General features: G+C 59.4%; 18 protein-coding genes. 13 read left to right on the forward strand and 5 right to left on the reverse strand.

Annotation, left to right across the window (positions count from 1 at the left end; all coding sequences use genetic code 11):
* Window positions 1-5: 5 nt before the first annotated feature.
* Genes PAN08_RS08925 through PAN08_RS08935 form a run of 3 tightly spaced genes read left to right on the forward strand, consistent with a single transcriptional unit; the run spans window position 6 to window position 2,009 of the window.
* Window positions 6-629: a sigma-70 family RNA polymerase sigma factor gene (locus PAN08_RS08925; protein WP_269791216.1), complete on the forward strand. Its 624-nt coding sequence runs from the start codon at window positions 6-8 to the stop codon at window positions 627-629.
* Window positions 626-1,306 (forward strand): ChrR family anti-sigma-E factor, encoded by a 681-nt coding sequence (locus PAN08_RS08930; RefSeq protein ID WP_269791082.1) that lies wholly within the window; start codon window positions 626-628, stop codon window positions 1,304-1,306. Before PAN08_RS08925 ends, PAN08_RS08930 begins: the two co-directional genes overlap by 4 nt.
* 19 nt (window positions 1,307-1,325) lie before the next feature.
* The gene (locus PAN08_RS08935; RefSeq protein WP_269791083.1) at window positions 1,326-2,009 is read left to right on the forward strand and encodes an oxidoreductase; all 684 of its coding nucleotides are present in this window, start codon (window positions 1,326-1,328) and stop codon (window positions 2,007-2,009) included.
* A 44-nt stretch (window positions 2,010-2,053) separates the two neighbouring features.
* Here PAN08_RS08935 and PAN08_RS08940 read toward each other — a convergent pair whose 3' ends face one another.
* Window positions 2,054-2,539 carry a TspO/MBR family protein gene (locus PAN08_RS08940; RefSeq protein ID WP_269791084.1) on the reverse strand — a complete coding sequence of 162 codons (486 nt, stop codon included), beginning with the start codon at window positions 2,537-2,539 and terminating at the stop codon, window positions 2,054-2,056.
* Between the two features lie 459 nt (window positions 2,540-2,998).
* On the opposite strand from PAN08_RS08940, the gene PAN08_RS08945 reads away from it, so the two are divergent.
* The gene (locus PAN08_RS08945) at window positions 2,999-4,351 is read left to right on the forward strand and encodes an ATP-binding protein (RefSeq protein ID WP_269791085.1); all 1,353 of its coding nucleotides are present in this window, start codon (window positions 2,999-3,001) and stop codon (window positions 4,349-4,351) included.
* A 63-nt stretch (window positions 4,352-4,414) separates the two neighbouring features.
* On the opposite strand, the gene PAN08_RS08950 is transcribed toward PAN08_RS08945, so the two are convergent.
* The 3 genes from PAN08_RS08950 to PAN08_RS08960 form a co-directional block, all read right to left on the reverse strand.
* The gene (locus PAN08_RS08950; RefSeq protein WP_269791086.1) at window positions 4,415-4,657 is read right to left on the reverse strand and encodes a hypothetical protein; all 243 of its coding nucleotides are present in this window, start codon (window positions 4,655-4,657) and stop codon (window positions 4,415-4,417) included.
* A 708-nt stretch (window positions 4,658-5,365) separates the two neighbouring features.
* Window positions 5,366-5,506, reverse strand: coding sequence for a hypothetical protein (locus tag PAN08_RS08955; protein WP_269791087.1), 141 nt, complete (start codon window positions 5,504-5,506; stop codon window positions 5,366-5,368).
* Between the two features lie 33 nt (window positions 5,507-5,539).
* Complete coding sequence (locus PAN08_RS08960) at window positions 5,540-6,202, reverse strand: hypothetical protein (protein WP_269791088.1); 663 nt, start codon at window positions 6,200-6,202, stop codon at window positions 5,540-5,542.
* A 262-nt stretch (window positions 6,203-6,464) separates the two neighbouring features.
* Here PAN08_RS08960 and PAN08_RS08965 point away from each other — a divergent pair, with 262 nt between their 5' ends.
* From PAN08_RS08965 to PAN08_RS08990, 6 genes are all read left to right on the forward strand, one after another.
* Window positions 6,465-7,343, forward strand: a complete 879-nt coding sequence (locus PAN08_RS08965; protein ID WP_269791089.1) for a M15 family metallopeptidase — start codon at window positions 6,465-6,467, stop codon at window positions 7,341-7,343.
* A gap of 102 nt (window positions 7,344-7,445) precedes the next feature.
* Window positions 7,446-7,706 (forward strand): PAAR domain-containing protein, encoded by a 261-nt coding sequence (locus PAN08_RS08970; RefSeq protein WP_269791090.1) that lies wholly within the window; start codon window positions 7,446-7,448, stop codon window positions 7,704-7,706.
* Window positions 7,707-7,853: 147 nt separating this feature from the next.
* Window positions 7,854-9,173, forward strand: a complete 1,320-nt coding sequence (locus PAN08_RS08975) for a hypothetical protein (RefSeq protein WP_269791091.1) — start codon at window positions 7,854-7,856, stop codon at window positions 9,171-9,173.
* Between the two features lie 17 nt (window positions 9,174-9,190).
* Window positions 9,191-12,886 carry a type VI secretion system membrane subunit TssM gene (tssM, locus tag PAN08_RS08980; protein WP_269791092.1) on the forward strand — a complete coding sequence of 1,232 codons (3,696 nt, stop codon included), beginning with the start codon at window positions 9,191-9,193 and terminating at the stop codon, window positions 12,884-12,886.
* A complete protein-coding gene (tagF, locus tag PAN08_RS08985; protein ID WP_269791093.1) occupies window positions 12,883-13,866 on the forward strand; it encodes a type VI secretion system-associated protein TagF in 984 nt (327 codons plus the stop codon). Before tssM ends, tagF begins: the two co-directional genes overlap by 4 nt.
* A 2-nt stretch (window positions 13,867-13,868) precedes the next feature.
* The gene (locus PAN08_RS08990) at window positions 13,869-14,651 is read left to right on the forward strand and encodes an OmpA family protein (RefSeq protein ID WP_269791094.1); all 783 of its coding nucleotides are present in this window, start codon (window positions 13,869-13,871) and stop codon (window positions 14,649-14,651) included.
* 25 nt (window positions 14,652-14,676) lie between these two features.
* On the opposite strand, the gene tssA is transcribed toward PAN08_RS08990, so the two are convergent.
* Window positions 14,677-15,738 (reverse strand): type VI secretion system protein TssA, encoded by a 1,062-nt coding sequence (gene tssA, locus PAN08_RS08995; protein ID WP_269791095.1) that lies wholly within the window; start codon window positions 15,736-15,738, stop codon window positions 14,677-14,679.
* An 88-nt stretch (window positions 15,739-15,826) separates the two neighbouring features.
* Between tssA and PAN08_RS09000 the strand changes: the two genes are divergently transcribed.
* The 3 genes from PAN08_RS09000 to PAN08_RS09010 are packed head-to-tail and all read left to right on the forward strand — an operon-like array spanning window position 15,827 to window position 20,034.
* Window positions 15,827-18,742, forward strand: coding sequence for a type VI secretion system Vgr family protein (locus PAN08_RS09000; RefSeq protein ID WP_269791096.1), 2,916 nt, complete (start codon window positions 15,827-15,829; stop codon window positions 18,740-18,742).
* Window positions 18,743-19,705 carry a DUF4123 domain-containing protein gene (locus PAN08_RS09005; RefSeq protein WP_269791097.1) on the forward strand — a complete coding sequence of 321 codons (963 nt, stop codon included), beginning with the start codon at window positions 18,743-18,745 and terminating at the stop codon, window positions 19,703-19,705. It begins immediately after the preceding gene.
* Window positions 19,702-20,034: a hypothetical protein gene (locus PAN08_RS09010; RefSeq protein WP_269791098.1), complete on the forward strand. Its 333-nt coding sequence runs from the start codon at window positions 19,702-19,704 to the stop codon at window positions 20,032-20,034. Before PAN08_RS09005 ends, PAN08_RS09010 begins: the two co-directional genes overlap by 4 nt.
* The last annotated feature ends 5 nt before the right edge of the window (window positions 20,035-20,039 follow it).

Here is a 20,039-nt window from a genome sequence, read left to right on the forward strand (position 1 = left end):
CGCAGATGTACCCTGACCCCGGCAAAGCCCCTTCCCCTTTCGACACCGCGCGGATCGTGTCCAGTTCACAGCAGCTGAGCAAAGAGCCAATGAACTGGACCGGCGACATGGACGGTGTGGCGCGGCTGCGTGACCGCGACTGTTTCATGCGCATATACGACCATTTCATGCCGCGCCTGTGCGTCTACCTGCGTGGCTTGGGCGACCCCGCGGCAGTGGCCGAGGAGCTGGCGCAGGAATGCCTGTTGCGGCTGTGGCTGCGCGCGGCTGACTACGACCCGGCGCAGGGCGCGCTGAGCACCTGGCTGTACCGCATCGCGCGCAACCTGCATATCGACCGCGTGCGCCATGAGCGCAGCTGGACGCTGGTGCAGGCAGCCGTGGAAAACGCCGCTGCCAGCGACGTGCTTGAGCGCAGCAGTGCCGAGCAGTTCGCCGACCACGCACGGCTGCGGCAACGCATCAACGTACTCTCCGCCGTGCAGGCGCGGCTGGTGCGGATGTCCTATTTCGAGGCGAAGAGCCACGGCGAGATCGCACAGGCGTTGGGGATGCCCTTGGGAACGGTGAAGTCACATCTGCGGCGGGCGTTCCTGCTGCTGCAGTCCAAGGTCGGGGGTGCGGCATGAATCCGCATCACCACCTGCACGAATCGACCTTGATGAGCTATGCCGCCGGTGCCCTGCAGGCGCCGTTGAGCATCGTTGCCGGCGCCCATCTTGAGCAGTGCCCACACTGCCGCAAGCGCCTGCGTGAAGCCGAAGCGGTCGGCTCGGCATTGCTTGAACAAACCCAGCCCGTGCTTGAGGAAGCGCGGCGCGAAACGCTGCGTGCTGCCATGCTGGCGCAGCTGATGGAGCCCAGCACGACCGCGATGCCGGAGCAGGCGCCAGAGCGCCCCTTGCCGCCAGAGCGCCCGCAGGCCGACCCGGAGTATCTGCCGGCATCGCTGCACCCTTACTTCGGTGATTCGCTGGGTAGCCTGCGTTGGCGTTGGATGGCGCCGGGTGTGCATTGCATCCGTGCGAAGCAGATGCCGTCCCTGATCATGCTGAAGATCGCGCCGGGCAAGTGCCTGCCGATGCACAGTCATGGCCGCAGTGAACTCACACAGATCCTGCGCGGCTCGTACAACGATGCCTTGGGCTTGTTCGCGCCCGGCGACGTGGCAGACCTGGATGGCGACGTCGAGCACCAGCCGGTAACGGCACCCGGTGTGCCATGCATCTGCGTGTCGGCGCTGGATGCACCGTTGGTGTTCAGTGGCTGGTTGGCGCGCAAAGTGCAGCGCTTCGTCAAACTCTAGTTCGCACGGGACGCAAGCGATGAACGATGCCGGACGCCTGAAGATCGTGTTGACCGGGGCCAGTGGGCTGGTCGGTCAGGGCGTGGCATTGGCCTGCGCCGGTTCCGCGCACGTCAAGCGCACGGTCGCGCTGGTGCGGCGTGCGGGCGGGCTGGTGACGGCGACCGAGGAGTTGGTGCTGGAGGACTTCCAGCAGGCACACCGCCGGCGCGCCGATCTGGTCGGCTTCGATGCCTGCTTCTATTGCGCAGGTGCGGCACCGGTTGGCACTGCGGAAGAGGAGTACCGGCGAGTCACGCTGGACACCACGCTGGCGGTTGCGCAGACCTGGTTTGCAGCCAATCCACAGGGCATGTTCCTGTATGTATCAGGTGCCCACGCCAACCCTGAAAGCCACATCATGCCGCTGCGCATCAAGGGCGAGACCGAACAGGCATTGGTGCAGCTGCCAGGACGGACGGTGATGCTGCGGCCGGGTGGCGTGCGCCCGGTTACCGGCACGGGCACCCGCCATAGGCTGTTGAAGCCACTGTATGTGCTCGGCGGGCCGCTGATGCAGCTGGCAGGCGCTGCGCTGCCGTCGATGGTGACCAGCAACCTGAGCGTTGGCCGCGCGATGATCGCGCTGGCGCGCATGCGTGATCCACCGGATGTGGTGGAATGCGCGCAGATAAACCAGCTTGGAGATGCCGACGCGGCGTGATCCTGCAAGTGCAATGCAGTGCATAGGCTGCAGAATTCGCCTGCTTACAACAGCCCTGGATTCGCCTGCCAGACCGCATGGTTGAGCACGCTGGCAAAGCTCACCCACGCGAGGTAGGGCAGCAGCAGGCAGGCCGCCAGCTTATGAATGCGCCAGAACGCAATCAGCGTGGCAACGATCAACACCAGTAGGAGCAGGATGTCGGCAAAGGCTAGCGCACCTTGTTTCCAGCCGAAGAACAGCCAGCTCCACAAGGTGTTGAGGCTCAGCTGCAGCAGGTACAGCATCAAGGCCGGTGCTGCCGCGCGCCAACCGCGTTCGCGCCAGACAAGGAATGCCGCCAGCGCCATCAGTGCATACAGTGCGGACCACACCGGCCCGAACAGGCTAGCCGGTGGTGCCCATGCAGGCAGCGCAAGATTGGCGTAGAAACTGGCGGCAGAGATGGAGGCGCGTGCGCCCAGCGCAGCGGCAAGGAAGGTGATCAAGGCCCAGCCCGAAAGTCCAAGTAGTTGTCCGCGCATCTGCATGTCTAGTGCTTGTCTCTTGCTTCGTGATCGTGTCCAAGTCATACGAGGCAGCGAAGGGTTTGGATGCACTCATTAGGACTAGTGACGGCAACGCTCTTTCAAAATACTTGCTCAGTGGCCTTTGAGGGCCGGTAAACTTTGCAGAGGAAGGGCCCCGTGATCCAGTTCCTAATGAGAAGCGCTGTCTTATGCGCACAACGGGCCTCGCCGATGCCAGGATTCGAAGATGGTTTGGTTTTTTTGGCGTGAGGGACGATGTGAGTAATACATCCTTGGGTAGGTTTATTAACTCTAAATTTCAAGTAGATATGTTTTATTTGTGATTGATGGTGGGGAGCAGGGGCTGACCAATTCGGCAGCCAGCAAGTGGGTGCAACGGGGAGAGCAGGCAGAGTGGAAAACAACGTCTTGGTGTCGCCTGTAAGTGCGTGGGCCTGTGGCCTGCAGCGATGGCGAAGCATGCTGCACTGGGTGCGGGATGTGCCAGTAGTCGATCCGGTGGATCGACGTAATGCGCCGATGCTTCAGTTGGTTTCCTTCCTGCTGGCGGTGCTCCCGACGGCCGCTTGGTGCTATCGGGCGTTGCTGGTGGATATCCCGTGGCGGCCGGGTGAAGTCACCGGCATGGTGTTCGGCCTGTCCGTCAGTGCCATCGCCGCATTGAGCTTGGTGCTCGTGCGCAAAGGGAAATTCAGGCCAGCCTCCCATGCGTTGCTGGCAGTGTTCGCAGCGACAGTGATTCCCGCCTACCTGGTCGCAGGTTTTGGTGGGCAGCGGTTCGAGCAGCCGGTCCTGGCCATCTGGATGGCGATTGCTGCGCTGGCGGTGGGGCGTGTGGCTTTGTGGCTGATGTTCCTCTGCATCGCCGCGGCCTTCGGGCTGGGGATAGGAGTGGATATCGGAAAGCAGGGCAAGGCGGTCGAACTCTTGGGCGATGCGGCTTTCAGCACGGCCATCTTCTTGATGATTGCCGTTGTGCTGGACCGAAGCTCTGTCGCCCTTCGCGAAAGCCTTCGGGAAGCGCAGGCACGCGGGGACGCATTGGATGTCGCCAACCGGCGCTTGAAGGAAGAGATGGCGGAGCGTGAGCGCACTTTCGCGCAGTTGGTCCAAGCGCAGAAGATGGAAGCCGTCGGTAGGCTCGCAAGTGGGGTCGCCCACGACTTCGGCAATGTCCTGTCAGTGGCAGGCGGGTACGTACGCATGGGGTTGCACGCCGGCGGCGAGGCGCAGATGCGTGAATCGCTGGTCGGCATCGATTCGGCGGTGAGCAGGGCCAACCTGTTGACTCGCCGGCTACTGTCGCTTGTTCGACAGGAGGAGGGCGTGGAGGAGTGGTTCGATCCGGGCGAGGCGTTGACTGCGCTCATTCCGATGATTCGGCAATTGATGGGGCCGGATGTGAGAGTCGAAGTCACGCTCAATGAGGGTCTGCCTTCGATATTCTTCGACCGGATGCAGTTCGACCTGATGATTTTGAACGTCGCCGCGAACGCGGATCACGCCATGCCCGATGGCGGCAGTTTCTCCCTGCGGGCACGTAGGGACGGCAACCGGTTGGTGCTGGATCTGGCCGACACCGGGGCAGGCATGGAAGACGATGTGCTGGCGCATGCCTTCGAGCCATTCTTCACTACCAAGCCGCGCGGGCAGGGCAGCGGGCTTGGGCTTTCGGTCGTTCGTGACTTGCTCCAGCGGACAGGAGGCACGGTGAGTGCCGAGAGCAGTGCACTCATCGGAACAACGATTTCCATGCGCTTTTCCGACGATCTGGCGGAAGTGTCCGAGGCAAGAGCTGAAAGCTGTTGGTGATGGCTGTCCAGCATCTGCGGTCGGCCTGGCTGCGATGGATCAGATGACGATGGGCTTGCCGGCCTAGGAGATGTAGGCGACAAGCCGCTTGCCCACGACGGCCACCATGCTGGAGAGCAGGTCCACGTCCACGGGGTGCTCCAGGTCCAGCGCCTGCTTGAGTGAAGGGGCGGGAATGCTCAGCGACTTGGCCAGCGCCTCGTGCGTCATCCGGCTCTTTACGATCTCGTTGTGCACCAGGACCTTGAGGGACTCGCCGGTCGATAGATGGATGTTGACGCCGTTACTCGGTTTAGTACGCGGCAAGGGGACGGGAGCGCCTGCTTGGAACTTTCTTTGTATCTCCGACCTCAGCGCGGAGCCGAGGCTTTTTTCCAGATGATTTGCATTCGATGTGGAAATCTCCGGCCAATCTGTCAGATGCATCACAGGATGGCTCGAGCTTCCTTCGAATCTCACGGAATATACGAACATAGGAGTATTCGGGCGACGCAATTGAATCGGCTGGGCAAACCACGCAACACAGGATGATTGTGATCTGGTGCCTGAAAATATAGTGATCGGAGTTGTGCTTTGCACGCACGCACTTTCACCCATTGCGTGAGTAATGGTGAGTGACGCGGGGAATTCTGGATGCCATGGCGGTGGATACATGAGGTGCTTCCACTAGATGTTGCGCCCCGTGGCCAAGTCGAACAGCAACGACGACGTGGCTGATGGCAACCGCGCAGGCGAAGGCTGCTCCCTTTTATTTCTGAACTAGAAGAATAAGAACGGGCCTGAGAAAGAAGCGGCCTGGATGCCGTCCTGACAGGCATTTGCAGTTCATGCGATGGCAAATTTTTCTGGAACTCCACTGTCCCCACGTGGCTTGCAGCCGCGGCGCTCGTTGGAGCGCTGTTTGCAGGTGACTGGATGCGGCTATCTCGCGAATCGGACCAACGAAACGCGGGAATGAAGCACACTCACCTCTTCCAACGGTACCGTCATCGGCCGGTATCGGAGACCACTCTTTCAACGTACCGGCAACGCCATCGGACGCAACGGTGCCGCATCCCAGCCGCGGATATTCAGCGGCCCGCCGAGGAAGGTGAATTCATAGATCTTGTCGCGGCGTAGCTCTTCCCGCTCGTAATTGGCGGGGCGCACTCGCAACAGAGGCCACCACGGGATGGCATGCGAGCGGTACTACATCGCCGGGCAGGCAGGGTCCTTTCCCGTGATGCTGGAACAGATGCGGCGTCGGCAGTCGATGCCGCGCAATGTGTTTGCGCCCGGGCAGCGTCGCAGTTGCGCTTGAATGCTGGATTCGGTCGATGCGGGTTTCTTGCTAGCCACCTGTTCAAACGCCATGCGCTCATCTGCGGAGCGTTGTTGCTGATCGGCGTCAATCTGCGCGATCAGATCATCCATGGTGTTCGGCTGCTGGGTTTTGGCTTTAGGTTTGTCCTCTTCCTTGATGATGCCCAGAAGCGTTCCTAGAAGGTTTTCGTCGTCCTTCGCTTTGGAGGTGCTCCCGCTACGTGTCGCGGGAGTACCCCTGCGTGCAGCGGCTGTTTGGCGGCTCGCAGGTGCATTGACGACAGCACTGTCTTCCGCAGCGGGAGTTGAAGTGGGAGTCGGGAGGGTGTCCAGTGGCGACGGGATTGCCGAGTTGCCGTCGTTTCCATCAACAATCATGGCCGCCCCAGCGTTCGCCGAAACAACAGGAGCGACAGGGTTTTCGCCCGATGCGCTTTGGGGCACCAATGAGTATTCGTCTGGCTCGCCAGAGGTGGTTTTGCCGACAAATAGCCAGATAAGCAGGACAGAGAGGGCGACAATAAAACCGGTAAAAAGTAGCCACCACATACGGCGACTATTCGTGGCCCGGATGGTCGGTGTATGCGACGGCGCAGTCGTCCGCCGGCCTTCCATATCAGCCAGAATACGACCAGAGCTGGGGGCCTGGCCCTTAGCCTGCTCTCCACCTGAGAGAAGACTTGGTCGATTGATTCCGCCATTATTCAAGTGCATCCAGCCCTTGGTCTGAGTCGGCTAGCGCCGAAGCAATGCGTGCATTCTTAGGGCAAGCTTTTAGGCGCGTCAACCAGTCGGCCTTCAGGGAGGATCAGTGACAGTAATTGTTGGTGTAGCCATTGCGGCGTTTTTGCTGGTGGGGCTGGTGTGTTGGGTACTGCTGTTTCCAGAAATGGCGAGCAGGCGGTTTGCCCGTCTCCGTGAGCTGTTCAGGCCACGAAGTACCGCAATTAGCGGTCGGAAGCTGGGTGTAAAAAACTCCCGCGGCATAGCTGTTTCGGACCATGAAATACATGGATTTTTGCGCTCAGCATTCGCTCGACATTGGCTGGTTCTAGTAATTGCACTCATCCTGCTGGCAACGCCCCCGCTCGTCATTCTGATGGTGCGGCAGACAGTGGTGCTCGCGGACTTCCGTGGCGAGGATCATTCCGAGTCTGGTTCGATGGTTGCACAGTTGCTGCGCGGTGAACGCCTGATACCTCCGCCGCCGCCACCACCGGAGGTCTTCACGACACAAGAAGTGCGCCGCTTGCGGCCGGAGATAGTCACCGCCGATCGTCGATGGGAGCAGATCGACCCCGAGCTGCAGCAACGAGTGCTCGCGATTTACGAAGTGATGCGGCGCCAATACAGCTACGAAATGGTGCTGGTCGAGGGGTACCGCAGTCCACAACGTCAGGCCGAGCTGATGGCCGGCGGAAAGGCCACCCGTGCCGGCGCTTGGCAAAGTTGCCATCAATATGGACTGGGCGTGGATAGCGCGCCAATTCGAGATGGCAAATTGCAATGGAATATGGACGATGCTTGGACACGGCGTGGGTACTATCTGTACGGCGAATTAGCTGAACAGGCGGGTCTCGAGTGGGGCGGTAACTGGCGGAGTATCAAGGACTACGTGCACGTGGAGATGTCTGACAAGTGCAGAGCTGCCAGAAATACGAAGCGCGCGGAGTTATCGCAGCAAGGGTGATAAGCCCCCCGACTGCTGGTATGGTTCCGCGCTGATGGGCTGGGTTGCTGCAGATGTAGCAATGGACGGATCAGCTCACAACAGGATCACGGAGCGTGATGTATGGCACGACCATTCATTGTTGTTGGTGACAAGCTTTCCCACGGCGGAAGCGTGGTTTCCGGATCAGAGCAGACTGATATTGCAGGCAAGCCAATGTCTCGGATTGGAGATCGTGCCATCTGTTCGGTGCATGGTGCGACCACCATCGTCAGTGGTGATGCGACCGTCATCATTGACGGTCAAGCAGCAGCGCGTGAAGGTGACCGTACTGCGTGTGGGGCAACATTACATACTTCACAGACCACGACCGGGCTAGGCTAAGCCGGTCGATCACGCAGGAGCGCGCATGGAGCATAGCGACTGATGGGGGCATGGACGGGAAAGGCCGCTTCGGTGGTTCTGGTATTTCTTGCCACTTGGGGCGGCGCCATCATGTATTGGCGCAGCAGCGGGAGCGTGCCTGGTGGTATGGACATGCTGCTGTATCTCGGTGTGCTGCCAGTCGGCATTAGCAGTGCGGGCTTCATGGTGAAGGGGCTGGCCCGTCAGGGGTTGGACAAGGCGCTGGAGAAGCGCGATGTCAGGGCAGCTGAAAGTAGCTCCACAGTAATCAGTGAAGATCACGTGATGGCGGCTGTTCCCGGCGTGTTGTTGGCGGGACACATAAATCTGGGCATTGGGCTGGATGCGCGGGAATTGCTGGCGGCTTCGGCTGCACCACCGCGCCCGGCTTTGAGCACGCGGTTCCGGGACGCTCAGAGTCTTCCTATCCGTGTGAGCGCTGCCGAGCAACTCGATGAGCTGGAAGTAATCGGTGAACGCGAGCAGGGGATCGACACCGGCGTGCTCGAGCGACGTGCGCTGGCCTTGTTGTCGCCGGTTCTGGATGAATTGCTGGCCGCTGTTGCCGTTGTATTGCCTCCGCTCAAGAGTCGCGACGAAATCGTGGTGGCCGGTTTGCGTCGCAGCGATGAAGGGCACATAGACAACGTTCTGACGATCGAATTGCTGGTCGCGAGTAATTGGTCCGATGCCCTGTTGCATTGGCTCCGCGATTGGCTCGCGCAACGTGCCATCGAGACAGGTATTGACGCGCGTCGCTTTGACGTATCAATCAAGGTCATGGGCGATGCTGCGGAAGTTTGGCAGCACGTCAGCCAACTGAATGAAGTGCTTGCGACGAATGCGGTGCGATGGCATCTGCTTCTGGCCTGTGACTCATCCATCGATCCGAATGTGATCAATGCGTGGCAGGCCAACGGTTTGTTGGCAACTTCGCGCAATCCAGATGGGAAGGTCCCGGGAGAGGGGGCGGCGGGTGTTCTGTTGGCCAGCCCTGGCCTTGCGCGGGAGAAGTGTGGCCTGCTGTGGGGGCCGCATTCTTTGACGGACGAGGCGCTGCGGTCGGCGCGTCCGGCGGAAAGACGGCGGCAGCTGGCAGCGGCCGCGACGCAATGGACACACGCATTGGCATTCGATGGTCAGAGCATTCAGTTCGTTTTGCACGATGCTGGGCAAGGTAGCGAAGAGATTGTGGATGCCGCATTGGTGGCGACGGCGATGAACCCAGATTTCGAGTTCGGGACAGGAAGTCTTTCGTTGGCGGCATGTGCCGGTGAACTGGGGCCGGTGTTTCCGGTGGCACAGCTCGCACTCGCGCTGGAACAAATACAGCGCAAATCCGAATCGGTGCTGGTGTTGGCAGGTGCCAAAGCACAGCAGCAGGTACTGACATTGGTCAGTGCAGGTTCTTCAAATCAGGCGGCAAGTTTGTCGTCGATCACTTAAATCTTGGATTTCCCCGCATGAGCGTGAGCAACTTCAGCTATTACCTGCGTGACTACCGGTTGTGGATGGTACTTGGGTTGGTTGGTGCCAGCGGACTGGCTTGGTATGGCGAGGCGGAAGCACGAGAGATCGGCATCTGGGCTGCCATCGCAATTTCCGTGTTGCTGGCTTTGGCGCTGTTTGTGTGGATCGTCAAGCGGATGCTGGCGCGTCGTGCCGCCAAGAAGGTGGAGGCGCTGGTCCAGGGCGAGGCAGACCGGGCGGTTGCCAGCGCGCAGCCAGCGCAACGTGCCGATACAGAGGCGCTGCGCCATCGAATGATGGAGGCCGTCAAGCAGATCAAGTCGTCGCGTATGGGGATGCTCAAGGGAAATGCCGCGTTGTATGAGCTTCCGTGGTACGTGATCATCGGCAATCCCGCTGCCGGCAAGAGTTCGGCGATTCTCAATTCGGGCCTGCAGTTCCCGTTTGAGGAGAACCACAACAATGTCGTGCATGGAATTGGCGGCACCCGTAACTGTGATTGGTACTTCACCACCAACGGAATTGTGTTGGATACGGCTGGTCGTTACTCGGTCAGCTCTGAAGATCGCATGGAGTGGTTGACGTTCCTCGGGCTGCTGAAGAAAAACCGACCCCGCGCTCCAATCAATGGTGTGATCATCGCGGCGAGCATTGCGGAGTTGTCCGGTGGCAAGCCTGAATTTGCGATGGAGCTGGCTAAAAATCTTCGCCAGCGCGTGCAAGAGATCACCGAGCAGCTGGAAGTATTTGCTCCGGTGTATGTGCTATTCACCAAGGCGGATCTGATTGCGGGATTTGGCGAGTTTTTCCGCAATCTGGACCCTGGCGAGCGTGAGCATGTGTGGGGCGCAACGCTGCCATTTGATGCGCATCAGCAGACCGACGCACTGGCTGCTTTCGATGCACATTTCGATGAACTTGCTGACGGCATAAAGGAAATGGGCTTGACCCATATGGCCATGCAACGTGGTCGAGAAGTGTCACCGGGGCTGCTGTCGTTGCCGCTGGAATTCATGGGGATAAAGCCCGCGTTGCGGACATTCATTGCAACGTTGTTCGAAGATAACCCGTATCAGTTCAAACCCGTATTCCGCGGCTTTTACTTCAGCAGCGCATTGCAGGAAGGGCGATCGGTGCACCATGCATCCGAACGTGTGGGTCGTCAGTTTGGGTTGCAGCGCGGGTCCAATGAGGACGTGGCGCCATCAGGGCAGACCGCATTCTTCCTGAAGGATCTGTTCCGCAAGGTGATCTTTGCCGACCGCGAACTGGTCCGGCAATACTCAAGCCCACATCAGAATCGCTTGCGGTACGGCGTGTTTCTCGGTGCGGTGGGCGCTTTGGCGTTGGCGCTGGGCCTATGGACGTGGTCCTACACGACCAATGCACAATTGGTGGCAAACGCTACCAAAGATCTGCAGCAAGCAGTACAGGTTCAGGAGGGTCGACTGGATCTGAAATCACGCATCGATGCTCTGCTGTTGCTGCAGGATCGGATGGAGCAGCTTGATCGTTACAGCAAGGGGGGCGGCATCACTACCAGTCTTGGCTTGTATCAGGGCAACGAAATTCGCGCGAAGTTGTTGCGTGAGTACAACCATGGAATGCAGCAGGTGATGTTGTCGCCGACGGTATCCAGTCTGGAGGATTACCTGGGTCAGGTTGTTTCCGAGCGCGACAAGCTGGGGAAGGCAAATACGGCCGCTTCGGACAGTGAAAAGCTGTACCAAAATGCATCGCCGACAAGCACCAATGACGCGTACAACGCGCTTAAGACGTATCTGATGCTGGGGAATTCCAAATACGTCGAGGGGGCGCATCTGTCGCAACAGTTGACGCTGTTTTGGCGCAACTGGCTGGATGCCAATCGTGGACAGATGAGTCGCGAGGAGATGGTTCGCTCGGCGGAGAAGCTGATGAATTTCTATGTGGCGCAGTCCGGCAAGCCAGGTTGGCCGCAGATACAGAACAAGGTCACGTTGGTCGGCGATACCCGGCAGGCGTTGGGCCGTGTAATGAACGGGCAGCCAGCGATGGAGCGCGTTTTCGCCCAGATCAAGGCCAGGGCCGGAGCCCGTTTTGGGACGGTCACAGTCGACAGTCTGATCGGTGAGGAACGCAATGGACGGCTGATAAACGGCAACTACGCCATTTCCGGCGCGTTCACCCGCAAGGCATGGGAAGACTACGTGCAGGATGCGATCAAGGAGGCCGCCAATACGCAGTTGAGTACCACCGACTGGGTGTTGGGTACCACTGAGCAGAGCGACCTGTCACTGGCTGGAAGTCCGGAACACGTATCCCGTGAGCTGGCGGCCATGTACAAACAGGAGTACGCCCGTGAGTGGGGCAAATTCGTAAAAGGGCTGAGCATCGCTGAGTTCAGTACCTTCGATCAGGCTGCTGCAAGCATCAATCGTCTGGGTGACGCAGGAACGTCTCCCTTGCGCGTCCTCTTGGCGCAAATCAACGAAGAAACCGTATGGGACAACCCGCCTGCGCTGGCGCAATCTAGCAAGGCGCGCAAGGGATTTGTGGCATGGTTTCAGCGCACTATCCTGCGCAAGGATCCCGTTGCCGCCGCAGCGGCTCAGCCTGTCGGTCCAGTGGGTAAGGCATTTGAGGGCATCGCACGCCTGACCAGCGAACGAGGCGACCAACCGGCTGTCATCACCGCTTACTTCGGAGCATTGGGCAAGCTGCGTGCGCGCTTGAATGCGATCAAGAGCCAAGGGGACATCGGGGTTGGTGCACGGAAGTTGATGCAGGACACACTCAGCAACGATGGCTCCGACTTGAGTGTGGCATTGGCATTGGTCGACGAGCAGGTGCTGACCGGGCTGGACGACAGTCAGCGTGAAGCGCTTCGCCCGCTGCTGTTGCGCCCGTTGACGCAGACATTCACGGCATTGGTCCCGCCAACCGAGCAAGAGATTAACAAGACATGGAAGGCGCAGGTCCACGAACCGTTCAAGTCGCGGATTGGCCAACAGTACCCATTCAATCTGAACTCCGACGTGGACGCCGCTGCCAGTGATATAGCCGCCATCTTCGGCGCAAATGGCAGTATCGCCAGCTTCAACAAGGAGGCGCTCGGTACCCTGGTGATCCAGAGGGGGCCTTTGCTCGAAGCGCGACGCTGGGCCGGGGTGGGCATCAATCTGTCCGCAGAGTTGGTGGCCAACTACGGTAACTGGGTAGGAGGCGGAGCAATCGGTGCGTCTCCGGATACCACGATCTTCGAAATCCTGCCCTCACCCGCGACCGGCGCAGTCGAGTACACGATCGAGATCGATGGCCAGGCATTGCGCTATCGAAACACGCCGCCCCAATGGACAACGATGCAGTACCCGAACGTCGGCCAGATCCCGGGGGTGAAGATCACGGCGTTGACTGGCGACGGACGTACGATCGAGGTGTTCAATGCCCCGGGCACCAATGGCTTCAAGCGACTGATGTCCGAGGGCAAGTACGAGCGCCTGGACGACTCCAGTCGCATCACCTGGGAAAATGAAGGTGTCGCGGTGACGGTTGAAATGCGTATCGTCCGGCGCGCCGGCGTCGGTTCGGATGGTGGTGATTGGCAACGCGGCTTGCAGTTGCCCGAAACGGTGGCAGGCGGCACGCCGGTACCCGCCACGACAGCGGTACCTCAAGCTTCGGCTCCGCAGACGGGAGGGGTGCAATGAGCCGGGTAATCAACGCCGGGGTTTCCTACTTCGGCAAAGTGCCTTCGCGCGGTGATTTCGTTCGCACGACGGACAACCATCAGTTGCTGGGATGGTTGGACCGTTGGGCGGGGGAGAGCCTGGAGCTGCTGAGCCAGAATCCTGATTGGAAGCAACATTACGACGAGGCTCCCGATATCCATTACGCATTCCTCGGCTCACGCAGCAAGACCGTGTTGTGTGGCCATCTGCTAGCGAGTCGCGATGCATCGGAACGGCGCTTTCCGTTGCTGTCCGTACTTCGTTTGGACGCAGCCGATCCGTTGCCTTTCATCGGCCGTAGCCCGTTGGCGATGTCCAATGCCTGGTCTGGTCTGGCCAGGCTGGCGCGTCAGGCGTACCAGGATGACGATGCCTCCGAAGCACTGGCCAAGCTGGGCGAAGCAAGTTTCAGCATCAGCACCAAGGCGGACGATTACAACGGAAGCTTCCAGGACTTCATGGAAAGCTGCACGATCGGCGAACTGGAACAGCGCTTGCGCGAAGCAGGGCACGGCGATGTGTCGTTGAAACGTATGCTGCCAGCGCTGGGCCTGCTGCTGCAGCCGGTGTTCAGCGGTGGTGACGTGCATATCGACAAGGGTCTGGTTTTGCCGCTTGTACGTGATGCGGGATATCGCCCGCTGATTGCCGCATTCTGGCTGGATATGATCGCAAGCTTCGTGGCCAGGGGGGATTTCGAGCTGTCAGTGCTGGTGCGTAACGACGCCAAGTCTTCCATGGTGGTGGGTTTCAATGGCGCTGACCGGCAGGTACTTCGTTCGGTGCTCGACCCGGACGACGACAGCGGCTTCCTCATACATCTCAAGGACGCAGATTGGGTGGAGGAATACCTCGGTAGCGACTACAACCTTAATCGTCTTGGCAGCTTCCTCGATCGTGATGACCTGACATTGGCCACCGCGCGCAAGCTGTTTGGCGAGACTTTTCTGGGAACGTGATGATGCCTTCTTTGCAAATATTCCATGTGGCGCTGGCCTTGCTGTTGGCTACCTCACCGTTGGCTGCCCAGAACACGGCTAATGCCCGCGCAGGTACTGAGCGCCCCGTGGTTATCGAGGGTGTGGTGCCGGACCAGGCGACCAAAGCGAAGCTCCTGAACAATTTGCGTTCCGTTTATGGTGCCGAACGCGTGGTTGATCGTATCCAGGTGGAGAGCATTGCTACCCCACCGAACTGGGGCGACTACGTCGCAGGCATGATCAATCCTGGGTTGAAGCGCGTCTCTCCGGGCAAGCTGGAAGTCAATGGTCAGTCGGTGCGTATTACCGGTGAGGTTGGCAACGAAGCGCTGCGGCAGCAGGTGGCCAGTGATCTGAGCCTTGCCAGCAACACGTCTTACACCGTCACCAATAGTTTGAAGGTGGGTTCGCAGCAGAACATTCTCGATCAGACGCTGGCCAATCGCATTGTCGAGTTCCAGAGCGGAAGCGCCAGACTCACGCCGTTTGGAATGAGCATCTTGGATGAGATGGTGGTGAAAATGGCGCAGATGCCTGATCGCCGGTTCCTGGTTATCGGGCATACGGACAACGTGGGGAATCGCGAATCCAATCTGGCTCTGAGCCACGCACGCGCACTGGCGGTGAAGAACTACATGATGTCCAAGGGCATCCCCACCGGCCACATGGATGTGCTCGGCAAAGGGCCTGATGAGCCGGTGGCCGACAATACTTCCAACGACGGTCGCGCCCGCAACCGTCGTATCGAATTCAAGATCCAGTAAACCCAAGGTTGCTTGACCGGAGGGCTTAGTAGCCCTCCGTATCCGGGTTCACGTCGAGCATCTCTTCCATCTGCTCCAAGGTACCGTGGTCTTTGATGACCCGTTTGAGCCAGACGTGCAGCGGCATCTCTCCCCAGCGTGCGGCCTTTTCCGCAAGATAGGCCACCGGGCTGTGGGGTTCGGTGCGACGGAAAAATTCGGCAACCTGCCGGAGCTGCTGCAGGGCTTCCTTGCGAGTAGCAGGTGCACCGTCTGTACCTCGCGAACTGTTGGACGCGTCCACAGGGGAGGATGTGCTTTTGAATGGCGTCTCGGTCTGCATGTTGGTGGGTACATCCACGTCGCCATCAACCAGCATTCCAGCGTCGCGCGCGAAACGACGCACTGTGCGCTGGATGTGATCAAGCTGCTCACGAACGGCGCTGAAGCTGGGGCCATCCATCCCCAATCTATTGTCGACAGCCGCTTGCAGTTCGGCCAGGGCCAACTCGCAATCCGGAAGTGTGTGAATAAGTTGGCGGTAAAAATCGTGGCTGGTATCGCGACGCGCGGCTTCCAGTAAATCCAGGCCCGGCTTGCCGTCGTCAGCCTCGCCATTGTTCGCGCGCGCATGCGCGTGTTCGAAATCAGTAATGCTGAAACGTCCTTGCGGCGAGACAACGACGGGTACTGTGCGCAGCCAGTGCAGGGAGTTGCTCAGCAACCAGCTCAGATTTCCGATGCGCTCTTCCTGGTCGTCATCGTTCGCAAGCGGATGCACAGCTTCCCAGTAGCGATCACATAGCCCTGCAATGACGCGGAAGCCGGACGCCAGGCCCGTGAAGCCGTTGAGTTGGGTGCTGGCTTCGCTCAGCCAGCCGGCGAGCCTTAGGTCCTTGGTGCGGGTCAGCAGTAGGTCGTTGCAATCGCGGAGCACGCCTTGCCAATCGGCGTACTTGATATCGGTCTGCCACGCACCCTGATCCAGAGTCGGGTCATCGGCACGACGTTTTTCAATGATCCGATCAAACTCAATGGAGAATGAAAGGTCTTCACCTGTCGGGGCATTATCGGAAATCGGGGCCAGCAGGGCATCCTGATCCAGCATGGCAAATCTCATGGGAAGTTGACCATGATTCTAGCGTGGCTTTCCGCATCGGACAGCGCATTGCCGCCGAGTTTTCGTTGCATGTGAAATGACGAATCAAGATCACACTCATCCTGTTCATCAAGTTGAAGGTTTCGTTTTTTTGGGTGTTGCTGTTTCTGGTAAATTCGAACGCAGGAAATCCGATAAATGTCTGCACATCGCGCAGACTGTCAAAGCATCTGGAAATGGCATGGATCAGCTGAATGACCTAATGGCGCAAGTTGCCGCGTTGAGCGGTGCGCAGCGTTTGTATCGCTTGCAATCTACGAGCCTCGGAAGCTGCCTGGTGGTGGAGCGCTGGTGGGGGCGTGATGCGTTGGGAACGCATGTGATTACCGAAGTGGACGTTTTGTCCACGGATCAAGATCAGCCACTGGATGATCTGCTGGGGACATCAGCCGTATTGCTCGTACGTATGCCTGATGGCACGGAGTGGCAGCGTGGCGGCCTGATTTCTGCGGCGCAAAGACTAGGGAGTGATGGGGGGCTAGTGCGGTATCGCCTGTCCCTGGCCTCGTGGACATGGTGGTTGCAGCACGCGCGGAACAGTCGTGTCTTCCAGGAAAAAAACGTCAGGCAGATCGTTGATGAAGTATTCGGTGAGTACGGAGACTTGGCCAACTGGCAATGGGCGCAGGGTTGCGATGAGTTCCTCAGCGGGCACGTTCGCAGCTATTGCGTCCAGTACCGCGAAAGTGATCTATCGTTTGTGCAGCGGATTCTCGCCGAAGAAGGCTTGGGCTGGCGCCTTCATGGGAACGCGCAGGCCAAGTGCGGGAATGGCATGGAGATCTTCGCCGATAGTATTGCTCTGCCCGAAGACGAAAGCAGTGCACAGGTGGGTGTCCGGTTTCATCGCAGCGATGCAACCGAGGCAACGGATAGCATCCAGAGTCTCGGCCGTCGTCGCGTCCTGACCAGTACAGGTATCAGTCTTCACAGCGATGACTATCGGCGGGCCGGGAGCATTGCGCTGCAGCTACCGGTTGATGGTGGTGGCGACCAGTCGCGGCGTGAAAATTATGATGCCGTAGGTGCGTACGCTTTCCGCAACGGAGATGCCGCAGATCATTACGCAAGGCTTCAAGCACAGGTGCATGAGGTACACGCCAGGACGTGGAATGGCCAAGGCAGCGTGCGTGGTTTCCAATCGGGCACGTGGCTGCGTGTGCAGCAAGCGCCCTTTGCTGACGTGCCGGAGTTGTTGCTGGTGGACGTTGAGCATGCGGGCGTCAATAATTTGCCAACCGATCTTCGTCAGGCATTGAACGAGGTGATGGGTGAAGTGCCCACGGCCGGTAGCCCGGCTTGCTGGCGGCAAGCCGAGAAAGTGGGTTACGGCAATGCATTCAAGGCTGCTGAGCGTTCCGTGCCATGGCGCCCGCTACTCGAGGACGAGACCGGTGCACGCCTGAATCCCCGCCCGACCGCGCCGGGTTACCAGACTGCTCTGGTGGTCGCGGGGCAGGACGGAAGTGGACATGACGTTCATGCCGATTCATTGGGGCGAATACGTGTCCGCTTCCACTTCCAGGACGAGCAGGGGGACACCACTTGGTTGCGCGTAGCCCAACGTTACGCGGGGCCAGGCGTCGGAAGCCAGTTTCTGCCGCGCATCGGGCAGGAGGTAGTGGTCGGTTTCCTGGAAGGCGATATTGATCGACCGATCGTACTGGGCGCGTTGTACAACGGCCGGGGCGAAGCCGGTGTAGCGCCCACACCGGCGGGGGCCGAGGGGAGCGCGAGCCGTTCAGCGTATTCGCAGGCCGCAGATCAGCGTGCCAGTGCACAAGCTAATCTCAGCGGCGGACATGCGCCTGTTTGGCATGCCGCAGGAGGCGGCGACGATGCTCACCGGCATGCTGGTGCGCTATGGGGGATCCGTTCGAGCGAATGGGGAGGCGGGAAGGGTAGTAATCACCTTCTGTTTGATGATTCCGACCAACAGCTACGCGTGCAACTGGCCTGCAGTCAGCAGGCTTCTCATTTGACTATGGGTCACTTGCGGCATCAGGCGGAAAACTTTTTAGGCAGTCTGCGCGGTACCGGCTTCGAACTGCGCAGTGATGGTTGGGGCGCGGTACGTGCCACTGCCGGCGGTTGGTTCAGTGCCTATGGGCGGGATCCTTCAAGTCCCACCGGTGAAGTGGTGCAATCATCGGCCTTGCTCAAGCAGCTGCAGACAATGAGTGAGCGGTTCAACACTGTCGCGCGGACCCACCTGACCAGCACGCTGGCAATGCAGGAAGGTGCACGCGGCATTGACCAGTCAACCTTGGTGCCTGACCAGCCGCCGCTGACCGCGATGTCGGCAAGTGCCAGAACCATCGTATCCGGGAGCGAGTTTGGTGCAGCCCGCAGCGAGGCAGCGGAACGGCGCGCGCAGGGAAGCCAGGGCGGCGTACCCCACAGCGGTGACCCCTTGTTGGGTATTGCTGCACCTGCCGGAATCGCACAGGTAGCCGGGCAGGCACTGCACTGGACGGTTGGTGAGGGGTTGTTGCTCGCAAGCGGTGGCGACAGCGATACAACCGTGCTCGGCAATGCGCGTCTGCATGCGAAGCAGGCGGTTGGCATGCTTGCCAAAGCGCTGGAGGGCAAAGGCGATGGCAACGCACTGAGTATTGTCAGCGGTACAGGTGAGTTGAATGTGCTCGCTCAGAACGACTTGGTACGCATCCAGTCGCGGCAAGGGCTACGTGCTGCCAGTGCGCAAGCGGCGGTGGAATTGGCTGCAGGAAAGGTATTGCACGTGGCAACCGCAGGCGGTGCAAGCGTGACCTTGGAAGGTGGAAACATTGTCTTCAGTTGCCCGGGGACCATCACGGTGCATGCCAGCAAGAAATCGTTTGTGGGCCCGGTGCAGGGAGACTACCCGTTACCTTTGTTCCCAAAATCCGTGTGCGTGGAATGCATGTTGAAAGCGGCGGTCTCAGGCTCGCCCTTTGCAGCGTTGCAGTAGATGGGTGCTCCCTTGTCTTCAGCATTTGCGAACAATGCACTGTCTCCTGCGGCAGCGTCATCGCTGGCAGGTGTTATCAGCGGCGACTCTGTGCCGCCCACCTGGGCAGTGGTGGACGCGGCATTGGTGGATGCAGCACCTTTTTACGCGTTGATTGAACGAAATGGCGGAAGCATCGTTCATGGCTACGCGGGTTCTGACCTGGCCGCATTTGGTGATGCGGGTGTTCTGCTCGTACCGCTTGTGCGTGACCGTGTCCGGATGACCGCCCAGATCGAGAAGCTTCTGCAGCTGGGCAACCCTACCACTGCGTTGAGTTGGCTCAGCACGTCTGCGGAGGTACCTGCATTGCAGGCACTGTGTCTGTACCTGGGTATGGCCAGTATCAATGACCGGAAGCAACCCATTCACTGCCGCTTCGCGGATACACGTGTGCTGCCGGAGCTGTTGAAGCAATTGGATGCGGAGCAGGTAACACGGGTCCGCACAGTGGTAGAGCAATGGGCCTGGGTGGACCGACAGGGGCAGTACGCCCGTTGGGTGCCGGCTACACCATTGATTGCGCCAGCGGATAGTCACACTCATCTGCATCTGGGGATGCCTCAATTCCGTGCCCTGCGTGGCAATGCTGAAGCGGACGGAATCTTCACCCTGCTTTGGGAGCAAACGCCAAGCCTGGTGCCCGCAGCGCAGATGCGTGGTGACTTCTATTTCGACCTGGTGCGCATCCTGAAGACGGCTACTCAATTCAATGTGAAAGACGTGAAAAGCCGCCTGCAGTTCGCAGTACTGAGCCTCACTTCGGGTGTGGATTTTCACACCATTCCGACGCTTCGAACGACGTGGGAAGGGGTTGGCTCGGGCGAGTATCTTCTGGTCGACAAGATGCCACTGTGGGGCAATGCCATTTGGGAGCAGCTGGAATACCGCCGACCAGAAGCAGAGCGTGGGGTGCTTCCATGACAGACAACGACTCCAGGGAATCTAACGGTGCACCGCGCCGGTGGATCAGATTGCGGCTACCGACGAATGCGGTCATCGACAGCTGGATAAAAAATGCCAATGAGGACATTTTTCGTGGGCTCGTGCGCGACGGAGACTCTGTGCAGTATCTGGACGGCGGTGATGGGGCTGTCATGCAGCTTTGTCGTGTGCCATTTCCAGTGAAACGGGATGGTTCTGGGTTTGAGGTGCGTTGCGTGGATCGTTGGTCAGAGAAACCTGAAACCTTCGGTGCGGTGAGCGAATCCGTGCAGCAACAGGGAAATGAAATGGGAGCAGACGCGTGTTGAATACA

The sequence above is a fragment of the Stenotrophomonas sp. Iso1 genome, from assembly GCF_027497995.1.
Taxonomy (GTDB): Bacteria; Pseudomonadota; Gammaproteobacteria; order Xanthomonadales; family Xanthomonadaceae; genus Stenotrophomonas.

Bases quoted from the DNA above. Each gene is read 5' to 3' on its own strand.
- PAN08_RS08925 (WP_269791216.1), top strand. From the start codon at position 6: ATGTACCCTGACCCCGGCAAAGCCCCTTCCCCTTTCGACACCGCGCGG.
- PAN08_RS08930 (WP_269791082.1), top strand. From the start codon at position 626: ATGAATCCGCATCACCACCTGCACGAATCGACCTTGATGAGCTATGCC.
- PAN08_RS08935 (WP_269791083.1), top strand. From the start codon at position 1,326: ATGAACGATGCCGGACGCCTGAAGATCGTGTTGACCGGGGCCAGTGGG.
- PAN08_RS08940 (WP_269791084.1), bottom strand. From the start codon at position 2,539: ATGCAGATGCGCGGACAACTACTTGGACTTTCGGGCTGGGCCTTGATC.
- PAN08_RS08945 (WP_269791085.1), top strand. From the start codon at position 2,999: ATGCTGCACTGGGTGCGGGATGTGCCAGTAGTCGATCCGGTGGATCGA.
- PAN08_RS08960 (WP_269791088.1), bottom strand. From the start codon at position 6,202: ATGTGGTGGCTACTTTTTACCGGTTTTATTGTCGCCCTCTCTGTCCTG.
- PAN08_RS08970 (WP_269791090.1), top strand. From the start codon at position 7,446: ATGGCACGACCATTCATTGTTGTTGGTGACAAGCTTTCCCACGGCGGA.
- PAN08_RS08975 (WP_269791091.1), top strand. From the start codon at position 7,854: ATGGACATGCTGCTGTATCTCGGTGTGCTGCCAGTCGGCATTAGCAGT.
- tssM (WP_269791092.1), top strand. From the start codon at position 9,191: ATGAGCGTGAGCAACTTCAGCTATTACCTGCGTGACTACCGGTTGTGG.
- tagF (WP_269791093.1), top strand. From the start codon at position 12,883: ATGAGCCGGGTAATCAACGCCGGGGTTTCCTACTTCGGCAAAGTGCCT.
- PAN08_RS08990 (WP_269791094.1), top strand. From the start codon at position 13,869: ATGCCTTCTTTGCAAATATTCCATGTGGCGCTGGCCTTGCTGTTGGCT.
- tssA (WP_269791095.1), bottom strand. From the start codon at position 15,738: ATGCTGGATCAGGATGCCCTGCTGGCCCCGATTTCCGATAATGCCCCG.
- PAN08_RS09000 (WP_269791096.1), top strand. From the start codon at position 15,827: ATGACGAATCAAGATCACACTCATCCTGTTCATCAAGTTGAAGGTTTC.
- PAN08_RS09005 (WP_269791097.1), top strand. From the start codon at position 18,743: ATGGGTGCTCCCTTGTCTTCAGCATTTGCGAACAATGCACTGTCTCCT.
- PAN08_RS09010 (WP_269791098.1), top strand. From the start codon at position 19,702: ATGACAGACAACGACTCCAGGGAATCTAACGGTGCACCGCGCCGGTGG.